Below are 15,893 nucleotides of genomic sequence, written 5' to 3'. Positions count from 1 at the left end.
TGGTAATAGTATGAAAGTAAATGGTGACTATCGCGCCGGACTGGATAAGATGCGCAATGATCCGTTGCGCTCGCCTCAAAGTACAAACCGGTTCGGCCAAATGGTCCTTAAACAAGAAGAACGCTTACATGGTGAGCAGATTACACGACTGTTAGGCGATATTTCTTCAGCGGGAGATCGGTTGGCACGTTCGCGTAACTTACGGGACATGGCGAAGTTTAAAATGCTTGTTCGTCGTTTTTTACAAGAAACTGTGGAATCGGGATTAGGATTAAAACAATCCCATACGTGGAATCAATACGGCGAAGGAAGACGTCTAAAAATCGTCCGTACAATTGATGAAAAGCTGATTGAACTAGCAGAGGCTTTGTTGGATGAAGAACGAAGCTCTGTTGACTTGTTAGGGAAAATTGGAGAAATCAAAGGACTTCTCGTTAATCTATACATGTAATTGACGACTCGGTAGAAGGAGGTTAGGCATGGTAAGTTCTATTAAACAACGGCAAAAGGCGGTTATTGACCGTTTGGAATCGACGTTTCTTCATAATCGGATTGGCCATGCTTACCTTTTTGATGGGGAAAAAGGGACGGGCAAAGAGGAAGCAGCCATCCATTTCGGGAAACTGCTCCTGTGTGAACGCCCCCAAAACGCTGTTCCATGTGAAACATGCAATGCTTGTAAACGGGTCCAAGCGCGAATTCATCCCAATGTCACAATAATTGAACCAGATGGACAAGATATTAAAAAAGAGCAAATGTCTTCGTTAATTATGAAAATGACGAAGAAAGGCTACGAACCTGGACGTAAAATCTACATTATTGCACGGGCTGACCGGATGAATGCCGCAGCAGCCAACACATTACTAAAATTCCTCGAAGAACCAGAAGGCGATGTGACGGCAATATTACTGACAGAAGCCTATCATTCTATTTTACCGACTATCCAATCACGTTGTCAGCGCATTCCATTTCTTCCGCCAAATCGAGAAGAAATGATGGCCAAACTGGTAAAAACCGGCATCACTCCTTCTATGGCAGCGACTGTGACGATGTTGACGGCTGATAGTGAAAAAGCGAAAGAACTCGCAGAGAATGATCAGTTTGCACTCTTGCGAAAGACAGTGTTAAAATTGATGGAAGCAGCAGATCGCCATGTGAATGAAGCACTTTTATTCATCCAATCCGACTGGTTGCCGGTCATGAAAGAAAAAGAAGACATGGAGCTCGGGCTAGATTTGCTACTCTATGCCTACCGTGATATCGTGTCGTTAAAAGCAGGATTACAGGCAGAACTGACATTTCCTGATCACCAACAACACTTACGAACACTTTCTATGAAAATGACTTACAACCGACTATCGGAAAACATGGAATCCATTTTACAGGCGAAGAAGAAATTGTACGGTAATATGAACCGGACACTTTTAATGGAACAACTGGTGCTCAATTTGCAGGAGGGGTTAATGCTTGTTTAATGTTGTAGGAGTCCGCTTTAAAAAAGCGGGTAAAATATATTATTTCGATCCACTCGATTATTCACTCGCTATTGATGATTATGTAATCGTTGAAACAGCTCGAGGGATCGAATATGGTAAAGTTGCAAGCCATGTGAGGGAAGTGGATGAGAGCGATGTCGTCTTACCACTGAAAAAAATTATCCGAAAAGCGAATAAAGACGATCATGCTCAAGTGGAAGAGAATCGAGCGGATGCGGAGCTCGCTTTTTCTAAATGTGTTGAGAAAATAAAAGAACACGAGTTGGATATGAAGCTCGTAGATGTAGAGTACACGTTTGATCGGAATAAAATCGTCTTTTATTTCACTGCAGAAGGACGAGTCGATTTCCGGAACCTTGTGAAAGACCTTGCAGCTATTTTCCGGACACGTATTGAATTACGTCAAATTGGTGTAAGAGATGAAGCAAAAATGCTAGGCGGTATTGGCCCTTGTGGTCGTATGCTATGCTGTTCAACATTTTTAGGGGATTTCGAACCCGTTTCCATTAAGATGGCAAAGGATCAAAATCTATCACTAAATCCATCCAAAATCTCTGGATTATGCGGGCGTCTCATGTGCTGTTTGAAATATGAAAATGACGAGTATGAAGAGGCTAAATCCCTCATGCCTGACATTGGCGAAAAAGTACAGACGCCTGAAGGTTTAGGGAAAGTCGTAGGGTTGAACTTATTGGAAAGGGTTCTACAAGTGAGTTTAACGGATCAGGAGCAAGTTTTGGAGTATTCTTGGGAAGAATTAGAGAGTCAGAAAAAATCGGTAGCTCAATTGACGAAATGATGGGGTGAACAGGTTGAAAGAAGGGAACTTTCTCGATAGAGTGATGGAATTTGAGCAACAGCTGGAAACAATGCACGACCAATTCCGCGAACTCATAGGATTTGTCGCGAAGATGACGGAAGAGAACCATTCACTTCAACTCGAAAACCATCATCTGCGTACGCGACTAGAGGAAATAACGGAAAAAGCTCAACTAGTTGACGAGCAATTGCCGCCTGAAAAACCGCGTAGGATGGATATTGGTGAAGGCGTGGACAATCTGGCGCGTATTTATAACGAAGGATACCATGTATGCAATGTCCATTATGGTAGTAGTCGTAAAGGAGAAGATTGCTTATTCTGCTTATCCTTCTTGAGTAAACAAAATGCTTGAGAAGAGCCGATCCTATATATTGTAGGCATCGGCTTTTTTTCTATTTGAAGGAGTACGAAGATGGAGATTGTATTAAAAGACGATGAAAGGCTTGATTATTTATTGGCGGAGAAGCTGCGAATTATTCAAAGTCCCTCCGTATTTTCATTTTCCATGGATGCGGTTTTGCTTGCGAAATTTGCATACGTCCCGATAAGGTCAGGAAAAATTGTGGACTTGTGTGCTGGAAATGGCGCAATTCCTTTGTTCTTAAGTGCACGTACAAACGCGGACATAATCGCGGTCGAATTACAAGAACGATTAGCGGATATGGCCAGTCGCAGTGTTGCGTATAATGAATTGGACAATCGTATTCAAATCGTGAATGATGACGTCATTGGCATAGCCAGCAAAATCGGTTATGAAAAATACGATACCGTCACGTGCAATCCTCCTTACTTCCCTGCAATTGAAGCAAGTGAGAAAAACGTGAAAGAACATGTTGCGATTGCAAGACATGAAATTCGACTAACACTTGAACAAGCTGTCCAATCAGCAAGTGAATTATTAAAGCAAGGAGGCAAAGCGGCATTCGTCCATCGTCCTGGAAGGCTTCTTGACCTTGTCACGCTCATGCGGGCCAACCGATTGGAACCGAAAAGAATCCGTTTTGTGTATCCGAAAGAAGGAAAAGAGGCAAATACGTTACTGATCGAGGGAATTAAGGACGGAAAGCCAGATTTAAAGATTTTACCTCCTTTGTATGTATACGGGCAAGACGGTGAATATACAGAAGAAGTGAGGCTTCTATTGTATGGACAAGAAGCTTGAGCATCTATTTTATGTGCTGGAATGCAACGATGGATCTTATTATGCAGGGTATACAAATGATTTAGAAAAACGCTTACGTATGCATAATGAAGGCAAAGGCGCCAAGTACACACGCGCTAAACGACCTGTTCGTTGCATTTACTTCGAGCACTATGCGACAAAGCGGGAAGCAATGCAAATGGAATACCATTTTAAACAGTTAACGCGTAAAGCAAAAGAGCAATACATTCTAAAGGAAAGGGGCATTGTCGATGAGAGCCCAGCAGAGTGCTATAGCGAATGGAGCTAAATTATACTTAGTCGGTACCCCGATTGGCAACTTAGAGGATATGACTTATCGTGCAATAAGAATCTTGGGCGAAGCAGATTTCATAGCGGCTGAAGACACAAGAAACACCATTAAACTGTGTAACCATTTTGATATTAAAACATCACTGATTAGTTATCATGAACACAATCTCCAAAAAGGTGGAGAGAAAATCTTATCGTTATTGGCAGAAGGTAAAACAGTCGCTCTCGTTAGTGACGCAGGGATGCCTTGTATTTCAGATCCCGGTCTAGATATTTCGGTGAAAGCAATTGAGGCAGGATTTGATGTTGTTCCTGTAGCCGGTGCGAATGCTGCTATCAGTGCATTAGTTGCCTCAGGTCTTCCGACACAGCCGTTTTCTTTCTATGGGTTCCTCTCAAGACAAAAGAAAGAGCGGGCGGAACAATTAAAGATATTGAAGCAGAAAGAAGAAACATTATTGTTTTATGAAGCGCCCCATCGATTAAAAGAAACGATCCGTGCTTTTGAAGCAGTTTTTGGCCCTGAACGAAAGGTTGTTTTGGCGAGAGAGTTAACAAAAAGATATGAAGAATTCCTTCGTGGTACATTAGCCGAGGCTGTTACTTGGGTGGAAACAAACGAAGTGAGGGGCGAGTTTTGCCTTGTCATTGAAGGGAATAGCAATGTAATAGAAGAAGCGCAGGATAGTTGGTGGAAAGATATTAGTATCCAATCCCATGTGGAATTAATAATGGAAAAGGAAGACATTTCGTCCAAAGAAGCAATCCGTTTAGTAGCGTTGGAACGAGAAATGGCAAAAAGAGATGTGTATCAAGCATACCATGTAAAATTAAAGGAATAAAAAAAATCCAGAACAATTATTTGTTCTGGATTTAAATTATTATTCATTGAATAATATTAAAGAATCTTGTCTTCGATTTCTTTAATAAGTTGTTTTGCGCCTTCTGGGCTCAAAATCAACTTACCATCGATAAGACGTAAGTTATCATCGGATACTTCGCCTGTAATCGAACATGTCATGTTAGGCATGTACTTTTTGAGGATGATTTTATCATCATCAACATAAATTTCCAAAGCGTCTTTTTGTTCAATTCCTAGTGTGCGACGAAGCTCGATTGGAATGACCACACGACCTAATTCGTCGACTTTTCTTACGATACCTGTTGATTTCATGACAAGAATTCCCCCTAAACGATTTAATTTTCGTCAATTTTCGACATTATTCTCTTGTCTTCTTAACATCATACCAAGTCTTCCAATTAACGTCAATATTTCTAACTTAAAATTATGTCGAGAATAATAGATTTTTTATATAATGCAATTCTTTAGTTAGGAGTTGAAAAAACTTTGGTAGTTGTCTAGGAGTTGTTTCATAAGGTATATTCATTGTTGTGAATAAAAATAAAGGAAGAGAAATACTTTGAATTCATACATTTGCATGCTATTCTTTATGTTGTAATCTTTTATTTTTTCATTATAAATTTTTGTCTACATAGCACTTTTGTTGAAATTTAGCTAAAATGGTTAGTATAGATTGAAACACTGGAGGTATTTTCGTGACGGAACAGCAAAAAACATTTTATATTACAACACCCATTTATTATCCAAGTGGGAAATTTCATATTGGTACTGCCTACACAACAGTAGCATCAGATGCGATGGCTCGTTACAAGCGTTTGCGTGGATTTGATGTGCGTTTTCTGACGGGTATGGATGAGCATGGACAAAAAATTCAAGAGAAAGCCGAAGAAGAAGGGCTACCTCCTCAACAGTATGTCGATCGGATTGCAGATATTGCTGTAAACCTATGGAAGACGATGGATATCTCTTATGACGATCTCATTCGAACGACAGAAGAGCGACACAAAGCAGCGGTCGAAAAAATCTTCAAAAAGTTTCTTGATAATGGAGATATTTACAAAGGGGAATACGAAGGGTGGAAATGTGTTCCTTGTGAGTCGTACTTTACGGAAGCGCAGCTTGAAGAGGGGAATTGCCCAGATTGCCATCGACCGGTACAACGGGTTGCTGAGGAATCGTATTTCTTTAATATGAAGAAATACGCAGACCGTCTGTTGCAGTATTATGAAGACAATCCTTCATTTATTGAACCGGAGTCACGTAAGAACGAAATGATCAATAACTTTATCAAGCCTGGCCTGGAGGACTTATCGGTTTCACGTATGTCGTTTGACTGGGGCATAAAGGTTCCTGGAGATCCGAAGCACGTCATTTACGTTTGGGTTGACGCGTTGACAAACTATATTACGGCCCTTGGGTACGGATCTGATCACGAAGAGCTTTATCAAAAGTATTGGCCTGCAGATGTCCATGTTGTTGGAAAAGATATCGTTCGTTTCCATACAATTTACTGGCCGATTTTCTTAATGGCGCTTGACTTACCGCTACCTAAAAAAGTGTTCGCACATGGCTTTATTATGATGAAAGACGGGAAGATGTCAAAGTCCAAAGGAAATGTCGTATATCCTGAGATGCTTGTAGAACGCTACGGACTAGATGCGACGCGTTACTTCCTACTGCGTGAATTGCCGTTCGGTCAAGACGGTACATTTTCACCAGAGTCCTTTGTTGAACGGACAAATTACGATTTAGCGAATGATCTTGGTAACCTATTGAACCGAACGATTTCGATGATCAATAAATACTTTGATGGAGTAATTCCGACAAAAGGTTTGGAAAAAACGGAGTTCGACAGTACGTTACGAACGTTTACACAGCAAGCAATTGAAAAGTACGAAGAAGCGATGGAGAAAATGCAATTCAGTGTTGTCCTTTCTGAATTGTGGTCAATTATTTCCCGTACGAATAAATATATCGATGAAACATCCCCATGGGTGCTTGCAAAGGATGAAGCGGATAAAGGGAAATTAGCGTCCGTCATGGCACATTTAGCAACATCTCTTCAGCAAATTGCTGTACTGTTACAACCGTTCATGACAAAATCACCTGTTCAAATTATGGAGCAGTTAGGATTGGATGCTTCGTTGCTAACATGGGATACATTAAACAAGTTTGATAGCATCCCTGAAGGAACAAAAGTTGTGGAAAAAGGGGTTCCGATTTTCCCACGACTAGATCCAGAAGTTGAAATCATTTACATTCGCGAACAAATGGCGATTACTGCACCGAAAGAAAAACAGGAAGACAAACCTGTAGAACAAACGAAAGAAGTAGAGCAAGTAGAAGAAATTACAATTGATGACTTTATGAAAGTCGATTTACGAGTCGCTACGGTAACAGCATGTGATCGCATTCCTAAGGCGGACAAGTTGTTGAAACTCCAAGTGGATTTAGGATATGAACAACGACAAGTCGTTTCAGGAATTGCTGAACATTACGAACCTGAAGCATTAGTTGGGCAAAAAGTAATTGTCGTCGCGAACTTGAAACCTGTGAAATTACGTGGAGAACTTTCACAAGGAATGATCCTAGCAGGCTCGTCAAACGGTGTCTTAAAGTTAGCAACGGTTGATGAGTCACTGGAAAATGGTGCGAAAGTGAAGTAAAAAGAGGAGACGGCGTTTCATATGAGGCGTCGTCTTTAATTTTTAATCATTCAGACATATTGTTGTAACAAAAGTAACAAACGACTGAAATACAATGAATGCTATGAGGAGAGAATCGGAATGTTGATTGATACACACGTTCATTTAAACGCAGACCAATACGAAGAAGACGTTAAAGAAGTGATTAAGCGGGCAGTTGAAGCAGGGGTCCATAAAATGGTTGTTGTCGGCTTTGATCGACCTACTATTGAAAAGGCGATGGTGTTAGCTGAACAGTACCCATTCATTTATGCTGTTATCGGCTGGCATCCTGTCGATGCGATAGATTGTACAGATGAAGACTTGCAATGGATTGAAGAGCTATCAGCACACCCTAAAGTTGTAGGGATTGGTGAGACTGGACTCGACTACTATTGGGACAAGTCACCAAAAGATGTTCAGCAAGCGTTGTTCAGAAAGCAAATTCGACTCGCTCAAAAAGTGAACTTACCAGTTATCATTCACAATCGGGATGCGACCGCTGATGTTGTGCGAATCTTGAAGGAAGAAGAAGCGCATTTGACAGGTGGCATTATGCATTGTTATGGAGGAAGCGTAGAAACAGCTAAGGAATGCATTGAGATGAATTTTTTGATTTCTTTAGGCGGCCCTGTTACGTTTAAAAATGCAAAAATGCCAAAACAAGTCGCTACTGAAATTTCGCTTGATCATTTATTAATCGAAACGGACGCTCCATACTTGGCTCCCCACCCACATCGTGGAAAAAGGAATGAGCCAGCTCTCGTTACGTTAGTGGCGGAAGAGATTGCAAGACTAAAGGAAATTTCTATAGAAGAAGTTGCAAAACGTACGACAGAAAATGCGTTGAAAATATTTCGGATTTCTAAGTGATTGATAAAGCTGTAACCAACTGTAAGAGCGGTTTTGCTTGTTGACAGGTGTTCCTTACATATGTGAAATGGTACCGGTTTTTACGGAAAGTATATTGTTCGGTGAAAATTCTAATCTATTGACACGTCGAAAAGGAAGCTTTATAATCAGCCGAGTGATGAAGGAGGAGTTTTTTCATGATAAAAAGCACCATGGAAAATCTGTTCTATAGGTCATTGAGGAGTAAACAAATAGCGATAACAGCAATTGCATTCGCATTATTTGTTTCAGTCATTTCACTCGTCCTTTACGAGGGCACGAAGAAGTCGGTCACTTTGGAAGTGAACGATGAGAAAACCGAATTAAAAACATCTGCACATACAGTTGGGCAGCTTCTATCCGATCAGGAAATTGAAGTAGCTGACCACGATTTAGTTTCACCCTCAGTGAATACACCAATCGAAGAAGGTTTATCGATCAGGTGGGAACAGGCAAAACAAGTAGAGATACAAATCGATCAAGAGACGAAAAAGGTTTGGACAACGGAATCGAAAGTTAGCGATATATTAGCTGTCGCCGACATTACACTTGAAGAAAACGATGAAGTACAACCAAGTCTACAAGCTAATCTTGACGATGATCAAACCATTTCCATTCAAAAAGCTTTTCAAGTGACGCTTGTCGATGGCGGAAGTGAAAAGAAGATATGGTCAACTTCGACTACGGTCGCTGACTTTTTAAAGAGAGAGAACATTCAACTGAATGAACACGATAAACTGAAACAGGAGGCAGACGGCATCGTTACGCCTGGATCGGTCATTGAAATCGTGCGGGTAGAAAAGGTCACCGATGTAGTGGAAGAACCAACAAACTTTGCGGTTGTAACACAAAGTGATGCCAAACTATTAAAAGGACGCGAGAAAGTCGTCCAAGAAGGTAAGAAAGGCTCCGTACAACGCAAGTTTGAAGTGATTAAAGAAAATGGTAAAGAAGTTTCTCGTACATTGTTAAGTGAGAAAGTACTTGAGGAGCCACAGAAAAAGATTGTGTCAGTTGGTTCAAAAGTGATGGTTGCCCAAGCTTCGAACAAAAAGCCGGTAACGGTTTCACGGGGTGATTCAGCACCTTCAGGTGGTAAAGAATTTTATGTAACTGCTACAGCCTATACAGCATATTGCAATGGATGTACCGGTAAAACGGCAACAGGCATTAATTTACGTGAGAATCCGAACCTGAAAGTCATTGCTGTCGATCCAAGTGTTATTCCACTTGGCTCAAAAGTTTGGGTTGAAGGGTACGGCTATGCAATTGCAGGTGATACTGGCGGTGCGATTAAAGGGAAGAGAATTGATCTTCACGTACCAACAAAGTCTGCAGCCTATAATTTTGGACGCCGACAAGTGAAAGTGAAAATTATCGACTAACTTGACTATACTGTCTACCGTATTTACCGTGGGGCTTCATCGGTCCTACGGTTTTTTTCTATGTATGCGTACTACGAGTTCGCCTTCTGTACAAGTACCGCTGCAACACGTACTATTACTATAGACCGTATGAGATGAAAAGAGGATACACGTGAAAATAAAAGAAATTATCGTTGTGGAAGGAAAATCGGATACAATCGCCATAAAACGCGCGATAGGTGCAGATACTATCGAGACGAACGGGTCGGCAATAGACGAAAAAACATTGCAACAAATTCAACTTGCGCATGAGACCCGTGGCGTCATCGTATTTACCGACCCAGATTTTCCTGGCAGAAGAATACGGGCAATTATCGAAGAGCGTATTCCTGACGTTAAACACGCGTTCTTACACAAATCGAAGACCATTGCTAAAAACGGACAAGGGCTAGGCATTGAACATGCGAGCGATCAGCATATTAAAGAGGCGCTTGAAGCGGTCTATTCATTGGACGGAGAATCGGTGGAAGAAATTCCATTGGTATTTTTAATTGAAAATAAATTAATTGGACACCCTGAAGCGAAAAGAAACCGTGATCGGCTAAGTGAGTATTTTCAAATTGGACAAGTGAACGGTAAAGGGTTGAAAAAGCGACTCGAAATGTTTCGGATTACGCCACAGCAGTTAAAGGAAGCATTACAAGCTCTGCAAGAGGAGGAAACTCATGAATAAAGACATTGCAACACCAATCCGGACGAGAGAAATTTTAGAGAAATACGGTTTTTCATTCAAAAAAAGCTTAGGACAAAACTTCCTAATCGACCCAAATATTTTGCGTAATATTGTGTCGCATGCAGATTTAACAGAACGTACAGGCGTTATTGAAATCGGGCCGGGAATTGGTGCTTTGACAGAACATATCGCAAGAGCGGCAAAGAAAGTAGTGGCATTTGAAATCGATGGGCGATTGCTGCCTGTATTGGAGGATACGTTATCTCCTTACGATAATGTAACGGTCATTAACCAGGACGTTCTAGAGGCCGATTTGAATAAAGTCGTTGAGGAGCAATTCAGTGGTTACGATGACCTTGTAGTTGTCGCGAACTTACCGTATTACGTAACAACTCCAATTATTATGAAGTTCCTTCTCGATCGAGTACCGATTCGCGCAATGGTTATTATGATGCAAAAGGAAGTGGCAGATCGTATAACGGCTTCTCCAAGTACGAAGGCTTATGGATCTTTATCAATTGCGGTCCAGTATTACATGGATGCAGAAGTTTCAATGATTGTCCCGAAAACCGTTTTTGTGCCGCAGCCGAATGTTGAATCAGCTGTGTTGACGTTAACAAGGAAAGAACAGGTGCCAGTGGAAGTGATAGATGAAGATTTTCTATTCCAAGTGGCGAGAGGCTCATTTGTCCAAAGAAGAAAGACACTGCTGAACAATTTGCAGGCATCCTTACCAAACGGCAAAGCGAAAAAAGAACAGATCTTGCAAGCTTTCGAACAAATTGGGATGGATCCAGGCAGAAGAGGCGAGACGTTAACAATCCAAGAATTTGGTGCGTTGGCAAATGCATTATATCCTGAATTCCGCATGTCGTGACGAAAATAAGGCAGAAAACTAAAACCAGTTGTCGAAAAAAGCAAAAAAAGAATTGACAAACTGAAGGGTTCGCAGTTAAAATTACCGTTTCAATTGACAGAACTTTTTAACAGTGTTATACTGGTATTTAGTGAGGTGTAAGCGACGTGCCAAAAACATTAGCGGACATTAAGAAGTCATTGGATGATCACCTAGGTAAACGTTTGCATGTACGTGCAAATGGCGGCCGTAAGAAGACAATCGAACGTGCCGGTGTCCTTCGTGAAACGTATCGTGCGGTTTTTGTTGTTGAACTGGACCAGGACGAAAATGCTTTTGAGAGGGTGTCTTACAGCTACGCAGATATTTTGACTGAAGCTGTCGAAATAACTGTATTGGATGACGGAGACGCGACAGCGTTCATCATCAAATAACCGTTTCAGCAATCTTGTATTGTTTTTTTATTTAAAACGCTTAAGCGATCCTACTTGGATAAGCTTAAGTGTTTTTTGTGTATGGGCGGACATACTAGTAGTGTCAGTCAACAAGGAGGAGAAGCCGGATGGCTAGAAAACGAAGTACAATGTCTGAGCACTTGAAAGAAGAGATCGCTAAGGAGCTTGGCTTTTACGATGTTGTTCAGCGAGAAGGTTGGGGAGGCATCAAGTCCCGGGATGCAGGAAACATGGTGAAACATGCGATTGAAATGGCAAACCGTGGACTAGCGAACGAAAAAACGAACCGCTAAGAGCACCTATTATCCAAATGATGACTGACAAGGGAAGGGTTACATGGAACGTCGTATCTGTCGTTCATGTAGCTCTTTTCCATTTTTTATGGCCTTCAAGAAGATTTCGCGGTTCAAACCCTCCTCGCTATGGTAAAATAGTGAACAATGACAACCTGGAATGGAGGGGGCTGGATGTTATATGAGAAAGCGCCAGCAAAAATTAACCTGACACTCGATGTACTACATAAACGCGACGATGGTTTCCATGAAGTTGAGATGATTATGACGACCGTTGACTTAGCAGACCGCGTTTGGCTTCGACCTACACAGGACAATAAGATTACCATTAAAGTATCCGAGCGATTTGTGCCGAATGACCGAAAGAATTTGGCTTATCAAGCGGCAGATTTGCTAAGACGGAAATTCAATGTCCGTAGTGGTGTCGAAATTACACTCGACAAAAAAATACCCGTTGCAGCAGGACTCGCAGGTGGCAGTTCCGATGCAGCAGCAACATTGCGCGGGCTGAATCGACTATGGAAGCTTGGCTTAAGTGCGGATGAACTGGCAGATATCGGTGCAAAAATCGGTTCCGATGTGTCCTTCTGTGTGCATGGTGGTACTGCGTTAGCAAAAGGCAGAGGCGAAAAAATTGAACACCTGCCAGCACCGCCAAATTGTTGGGTCATCTTGGCGAAACCGACCATTTCCGTTTCCACAGCCGACATTTACCGGAACCTTGACGTTGCAACCATTCAACATCCTGACACAGCAGGCATGTTAGAGGCGCTGCATGCAGGGGATTACGCCAAAATGTGTGCTTCTCTCGGCAATGTTCTAGAGCCAGTGACGATGAAAATCCACCCGCAAGTCGTTGATCTGAAAGAAAAGATGGAACGCTTCGGAGCAGATGCCGTATTAATGAGTGGCAGTGGTCCAACGGTATTCGGTTTTGTGAAACAGGAAGCGAGAGTTTCCAGAGTATATAACGGTTTAAAAGGCTTCTGCAAAGAAGTACATGCCGTCAGAATGACAGGAGAACGGTTTCTTCTTGATTAAAAATGTACATTCGTGATAATGTACGAATAAAATATTCGGATGTAGGGGTTGTTAATTATGAAGTGGAAAAGGAGCGAACGGCTTGTCGATATGACACGTCATCTGTTGGAACATCCACATTCCCTCATACCGCTCACTTTCTTTTCTGAGCGCTATCATGCAGCTAAGTCCTCGATAAGTGAAGACTTGACCATCGTCAAGGAAACCTTTGAAGAGAACGGCACGGGTAAACTAATCACCGTTTCAGGTGCGGCGGGTGGAGTAAAATACATACCGCATGTCACGGAGACAGAAGTTCGTGAAGTGATGGCCCTCATGAAAGAAAGTCTAGGACGTTCAGATCGTCTATTGCCGGGCGGTTATTTATATATGACAGATTTCTTAGGCAATCCTTCCATAATGGATCGCATAGGGAAAGTCTTTGCATCTGCTTTTAGTGAGACGGAAATAGATGTGATCATGACAGTCGCAACAAAAGGAATTTCAATTGCCCATGCGATTGCTAGGCATTTAAACGTACCTGTCGTGGTCGTACGCAGGGATAGTAAAGTGACAGAAGGTTCAACCGTGAGCATAAATTATGTATCCGGCTCTACACGAAGGATTCAGACAATGGTATTATCTAAAAGGAGCATGAAAAGTGGGCAGCGCGTACTCATCACCGACGACTTCATGAAAGCAGGGGGCACAATGGCTGGCATGAAAAGTCTGTTGGAGGAATTCGATTGCGAACTCGCAGGCATCGCTGTCCTTGTCGAGGCGGAACATGCAGAAGAAGTCCTCGTCGATGACTACCTCTCGTTGGTCAAGCTCCGCGCAATGAACGAGAAAGACCGCACCATTGAGCTAGAAGAAGGCAATTATTTTACGAAGGGTGGAAACTAACATGAATTACGTAGCGACAAAAAACGCACCTCAAGCAATCGGACCCTATGCACAAGCGGTAAAAGCAAACGGATTGGTTTATACATCCGGACAACTACCAATGACACCAGACGGCCTACTCGTCGAAGGCACAATTGAAGAGCAAACGAACCAAGTATTCGAAAACCTAAAAGCCGTACTAGAAGAAGCAGGCTCTTCATTGGATCAAGTCATCAAAGCAACTGTGTTCATTAAAGACATGAACCAATTTGCTGCCCTAAACGACGTTTACGCGCAACAATTCGGTTCACACACACCTGCCCGCTCCACAGTAGAAGTAGCAAGACTACCGAAAGACGCATCCGTCGAAATCGAAGTCATTGCACTAGCAGGCGAATAAAAAATTTCCCAAACCCGCTCATTTATCGTGAGCGGGTTTTTTATTGGGAGTGGGGAATTGAAGGGGAGGGAATTGTGGGATATATGCATGTGATGTAGTCCTGTTGCCTGCTTTATTACCGATGTTTAGATGATGATTGAGAATTTATCATTTTAAATGGAAATTAGCAGATTTTTGGAGGGAGAATTTCCGTTACCACCGTTTCTGAGGCAGTTACCACCGATTTGAGGGAGTTTACCACCGAAACTCAGCGCGTTACCACCGTTTCACAGCCAGTTACCACCGATTCTAGCTACTTTACCACCGATTCGTCATTTTTCATTAGAATGTAGCAATCACCTTTGTCAGCAATTAACATGATCATCGCTTTTTCAGGATTTATCACCACTTGTCACCCATTTATCACCGCTCATCCGCAGTTTATCACCGCTTGTGGAGCGTTTATCACCACTGGACCATTATATGTAAATTAATTAGTTGAAAATGTTATAACTTGATGTCTAACGTGAGAAACGAGCAACATTCTCTACTAAGAAAAGCGTTATCACCGATTCTAATGAGTTTATCACCGATTCTCGAGCAATTATCACCGTTTAGGGCGGGTTTATCACCGAAACTCAGCTAGTTATCACCGTTTCGAGCCACTTTATCACCGATTCGGCGTTTTTTAGTACAATGTAGCAATCTTTGGACGGAGCATTCGCGTTACCACCGATTCAGGCGAGTTTACCACCGAAACTCAGCGCGTTACCACCGATTCACAGCCAGTTACCACCGAAACTTAGCTCGTTACCACCGTTTCAAGCCACTTTACCACCGATTCGTCGTTTTCATGGAATTCTTCGATCACCTAGGACGGAAAGTAGGCATTATTATCGTTTAGTCGTCCGTTAACACCGCTTATCAGCTAGTTTCCCCGCTCGCCCGCAGTTTATCACAACTTATCCAGTTTGTGGAATGAATCTCACGACCACTCATACTGTTGCTGCTAACACCACCATTAAAAAACACGACAAATCAGTTGCCCAAACAAAAATTAGTCTCCCATCCCAAGCAAAAACACGCCCACTCCACAGTGCGTTACATATATTTCAAATTTATTAAAAATATTTTTCAAAAAAAAAAGGGAAATGCTTACTTTTGTAGAATATAGTTGTTGAGCAATGTAAACAAAAAGGGAGTGGGAAAAGAATGGAAGTAACAGATGTGAGACTGAGGAAAGTGGAGACGGATGGTCGCATGAGGGCGATTGCGTCGATTACGTTGGATGGTGAGTTTGTCGTGCATGATATCCGTGTCATTGAGGGGAATGATGGATTGTTTGTCGCGATGCCTAGTAAGCGGACGCCTGAAGGGGAGTTTCGGGACGTTGCGCATCCGATTAACACGTCAGCACGGATGAAAGTACAAGAAGCGGTTTTGTCTGCGTATTATATGGTTGAAGAAAAAGGGGTTTTGGAAGAGGCTGGAGCATAAGTTTTCTTCTAAAAGCACATGATGGAAAGCACAGCGTGGGGTTTGACATTCAAATCTCGGGCCTGTGCTTTTTGGGTTGGAGCCGTCCATCGACAAAAATATTGCTTCCTCATCGATAGTACTTTGTTGTGAGGATCCAACTGTCATGTAAGCACATCAATCGAAAAATGAAAACAACCATATTAAAATAATCATGACAGCTTGT

The 15,893-nt window shown here is 42.1% G+C and carries 19 protein-coding genes; 18 read left to right on the top strand and 1 reads right to left on the bottom strand.

Annotation, left to right across the window (positions count from 1 at the left end; genetic code table 11):
- Positions 1-10: 10 nt before the first annotated feature.
- Genes ACVHUV_RS03170 through rsmI form a run of 7 tightly spaced genes read left to right on the top strand, consistent with a single transcriptional unit; the run spans position 11 to position 4,611 of the window.
- A complete protein-coding gene (locus ACVHUV_RS03170; RefSeq protein WP_317945941.1) occupies positions 11-451 on the top strand; it encodes a YaaR family protein in 441 nt (146 codons plus the stop codon).
- A gap of 28 nt (positions 452-479) precedes the next feature.
- On the top strand, positions 480-1,475 hold the full coding sequence (gene holB, locus ACVHUV_RS03165) for a DNA polymerase III subunit delta' (RefSeq protein ID WP_462086093.1): 996 nt from the start codon (positions 480-482) through the stop codon (positions 1,473-1,475).
- Complete coding sequence (locus tag ACVHUV_RS03160; RefSeq protein WP_317945937.1) at positions 1,468-2,295, top strand: PSP1 domain-containing protein; 828 nt, start codon at positions 1,468-1,470, stop codon at positions 2,293-2,295. The genes holB and ACVHUV_RS03160 overlap by 8 nt, the downstream gene beginning before the upstream one ends.
- A gap of 13 nt (positions 2,296-2,308) precedes the next feature.
- Complete coding sequence (gene yabA, locus ACVHUV_RS03155; RefSeq protein WP_317945936.1) at positions 2,309-2,668, top strand: DNA replication initiation control protein YabA; 360 nt, start codon at positions 2,309-2,311, stop codon at positions 2,666-2,668.
- A 60-nt stretch (positions 2,669-2,728) separates the two neighbouring features.
- Positions 2,729-3,478: a tRNA1(Val) (adenine(37)-N6)-methyltransferase gene (locus tag ACVHUV_RS03150; protein ID WP_462086092.1), complete on the top strand. Its 750-nt coding sequence runs from the start codon at positions 2,729-2,731 to the stop codon at positions 3,476-3,478.
- Complete coding sequence (locus tag ACVHUV_RS03145; protein ID WP_317945932.1) at positions 3,462-3,767, top strand: GIY-YIG nuclease family protein; 306 nt, start codon at positions 3,462-3,464, stop codon at positions 3,765-3,767. The genes ACVHUV_RS03150 and ACVHUV_RS03145 overlap by 17 nt, the downstream gene beginning before the upstream one ends.
- Positions 3,730-4,611, top strand: a complete 882-nt coding sequence (rsmI, locus tag ACVHUV_RS03140; RefSeq protein WP_462086091.1) for a 16S rRNA (cytidine(1402)-2'-O)-methyltransferase — start codon at positions 3,730-3,732, stop codon at positions 4,609-4,611. The genes ACVHUV_RS03145 and rsmI overlap by 38 nt, the downstream gene beginning before the upstream one ends.
- A gap of 56 nt (positions 4,612-4,667) precedes the next feature.
- On the opposite strand, the gene abrB is transcribed toward rsmI, so the two are convergent.
- Positions 4,668-4,943, bottom strand: coding sequence for a transition state genes transcriptional regulator AbrB (abrB, locus tag ACVHUV_RS03135; RefSeq protein ID WP_317945928.1), 276 nt, complete (start codon positions 4,941-4,943; stop codon positions 4,668-4,670).
- A 383-nt stretch (positions 4,944-5,326) separates the two neighbouring features.
- Between abrB and metG the strand changes: the two genes are divergently transcribed.
- The 11 genes from metG to spoVG all read left to right on the top strand — a co-directional run bounded on the left by metG (position 5,327) and on the right by spoVG (position 15,688).
- Positions 5,327-7,297 (top strand): methionine--tRNA ligase, encoded by a 1,971-nt coding sequence (gene metG / locus ACVHUV_RS03130; protein ID WP_462086090.1) that lies wholly within the window; start codon positions 5,327-5,329, stop codon positions 7,295-7,297.
- A gap of 120 nt (positions 7,298-7,417) precedes the next feature.
- Complete coding sequence (locus ACVHUV_RS03125) at positions 7,418-8,188, top strand: TatD family hydrolase (protein WP_462086089.1); 771 nt, start codon at positions 7,418-7,420, stop codon at positions 8,186-8,188.
- Positions 8,189-8,364: 176 nt separating this feature from the next.
- On the top strand, positions 8,365-9,591 hold the full coding sequence (locus ACVHUV_RS03120) for a resuscitation-promoting factor (protein WP_317945922.1): 1,227 nt from the start codon (positions 8,365-8,367) through the stop codon (positions 9,589-9,591).
- A gap of 151 nt (positions 9,592-9,742) precedes the next feature.
- On the top strand, positions 9,743-10,303 hold the full coding sequence (rnmV, locus tag ACVHUV_RS03115) for a ribonuclease M5 (protein WP_462086088.1): 561 nt from the start codon (positions 9,743-9,745) through the stop codon (positions 10,301-10,303).
- Positions 10,296-11,180, top strand: a complete 885-nt coding sequence (rsmA, locus tag ACVHUV_RS03110; protein ID WP_371391689.1) for a 16S rRNA (adenine(1518)-N(6)/adenine(1519)-N(6))-dimethyltransferase RsmA — start codon at positions 10,296-10,298, stop codon at positions 11,178-11,180. The genes rnmV and rsmA overlap by 8 nt, the downstream gene beginning before the upstream one ends.
- A 146-nt stretch (positions 11,181-11,326) precedes the next feature.
- Positions 11,327-11,593, top strand: a complete 267-nt coding sequence (gene veg, locus ACVHUV_RS03105) for a biofilm formation stimulator Veg (RefSeq protein WP_317945916.1) — start codon at positions 11,327-11,329, stop codon at positions 11,591-11,593.
- 128 nt (positions 11,594-11,721) lie between these two features.
- The gene (locus ACVHUV_RS03100) at positions 11,722-11,907 is read left to right on the top strand and encodes a small, acid-soluble spore protein, alpha/beta type (protein WP_317945914.1); all 186 of its coding nucleotides are present in this window, start codon (positions 11,722-11,724) and stop codon (positions 11,905-11,907) included.
- 174 nt (positions 11,908-12,081) lie between these two features.
- A complete protein-coding gene (ispE, locus tag ACVHUV_RS03095; RefSeq protein WP_317945912.1) occupies positions 12,082-12,948 on the top strand; it encodes a 4-(cytidine 5'-diphospho)-2-C-methyl-D-erythritol kinase in 867 nt (288 codons plus the stop codon).
- A gap of 57 nt (positions 12,949-13,005) precedes the next feature.
- Positions 13,006-13,833: a pur operon repressor gene (purR, locus tag ACVHUV_RS03090; RefSeq protein ID WP_317945910.1), complete on the top strand. Its 828-nt coding sequence runs from the start codon at positions 13,006-13,008 to the stop codon at positions 13,831-13,833.
- A gap of 1 nt (position 13,834) precedes the next feature.
- A complete protein-coding gene (locus ACVHUV_RS03085; protein ID WP_462086087.1) occupies positions 13,835-14,212 on the top strand; it encodes a RidA family protein in 378 nt (125 codons plus the stop codon).
- A gap of 1,191 nt (positions 14,213-15,403) precedes the next feature.
- Positions 15,404-15,688: a septation regulator SpoVG gene (gene spoVG / locus ACVHUV_RS03080; protein ID WP_317945905.1), complete on the top strand. Its 285-nt coding sequence runs from the start codon at positions 15,404-15,406 to the stop codon at positions 15,686-15,688.
- Positions 15,689-15,893: the final 205 nt, after the last annotated feature.

This window comes from Sporosarcina saromensis, from assembly GCF_054901285.1.
The sequence above is the reverse complement of the archived record's forward strand: the minus strand, read 5'-3'. Positions and strand labels throughout refer to the sequence as shown.

Coding starts and splice junctions, on each gene's coding strand:
- holB (WP_462086093.1), top strand. CDS start 480: ATGGTAAGTTCTATTAAACAACGGCAAAAGGCGGTTATTGACCGTTTG.
- spoVG (WP_317945905.1), top strand. CDS start 15,404: ATGGAAGTAACAGATGTGAGACTGAGGAAAGTGGAGACGGATGGTCGC.
- ACVHUV_RS03120 (WP_317945922.1), top strand. CDS start 8,365: ATGATAAAAAGCACCATGGAAAATCTGTTCTATAGGTCATTGAGGAGT.
- ACVHUV_RS03150 (WP_462086092.1), top strand. CDS start 2,729: ATGGAGATTGTATTAAAAGACGATGAAAGGCTTGATTATTTATTGGCG.
- ACVHUV_RS03170 (WP_317945941.1), top strand. CDS start 11: ATGAAAGTAAATGGTGACTATCGCGCCGGACTGGATAAGATGCGCAAT.
- abrB (WP_317945928.1), bottom strand. CDS start 4,943: ATGAAATCAACAGGTATCGTAAGAAAAGTCGACGAATTAGGTCGTGTG.
- ACVHUV_RS03145 (WP_317945932.1), top strand. CDS start 3,462: ATGGACAAGAAGCTTGAGCATCTATTTTATGTGCTGGAATGCAACGAT.
- rsmA (WP_371391689.1), top strand. CDS start 10,296: ATGAATAAAGACATTGCAACACCAATCCGGACGAGAGAAATTTTAGAG.
- purR (WP_317945910.1), top strand. CDS start 13,006: ATGAAGTGGAAAAGGAGCGAACGGCTTGTCGATATGACACGTCATCTG.
- ispE (WP_317945912.1), top strand. CDS start 12,082: ATGTTATATGAGAAAGCGCCAGCAAAAATTAACCTGACACTCGATGTA.
- ACVHUV_RS03085 (WP_462086087.1), top strand. CDS start 13,835: ATGAATTACGTAGCGACAAAAAACGCACCTCAAGCAATCGGACCCTAT.
- rsmI (WP_462086091.1), top strand. CDS start 3,730: ATGAGAGCCCAGCAGAGTGCTATAGCGAATGGAGCTAAATTATACTTA.
- ACVHUV_RS03100 (WP_317945914.1), top strand. CDS start 11,722: ATGGCTAGAAAACGAAGTACAATGTCTGAGCACTTGAAAGAAGAGATC.
- ACVHUV_RS03125 (WP_462086089.1), top strand. CDS start 7,418: ATGTTGATTGATACACACGTTCATTTAAACGCAGACCAATACGAAGAA.